Below are 279 nucleotides of genomic sequence, written 5' to 3'. Positions count from 1 at the left end.
GAGCACTCCAAAAAATACGGCAGATTCGCGGGTCACGTTGCTGTTTTCCGATCACTTTGCCAATTTCACCGGAAGGGGCCCGATGTCGCCGATGCTGTTAAGGCCGAGACCAAGAGTCTTCAACATAGGGCTCACTACCTGATTCAGCACCGCCATCGCCACAATTTGGGACTGCAGCGCCTCCGTCTTTCCTTCTGCGGCCCCGTGATGGACGAGGGCATTTCGCCTGTCCTGCAGTTCATTGCACTTCTTTATCAGGTTCGCGTCGGAATCGCCTAC

The 279-nt window shown here is 55.2% G+C and carries 1 protein-coding gene; it reads right to left on the bottom strand.

What is annotated here, in order from left to right:
* Nucleotides 1–51: 51 nt before the first annotated feature.
* Nucleotides 52–279: hypothetical protein (locus SB816_RS31115; protein ID WP_410548130.1), on the bottom strand; the 228-nt coding region annotated here is incomplete at its 5' end.

The organism is Achromobacter sp. SIMBA_011 (assembly GCF_046535435.1).
Lineage (GTDB): Bacteria > Pseudomonadota > Gammaproteobacteria > Burkholderiales > Burkholderiaceae_B > Achromobacter > Achromobacter dolens.
This window is presented reverse-complemented; position numbering and strand designations above follow the sequence as displayed.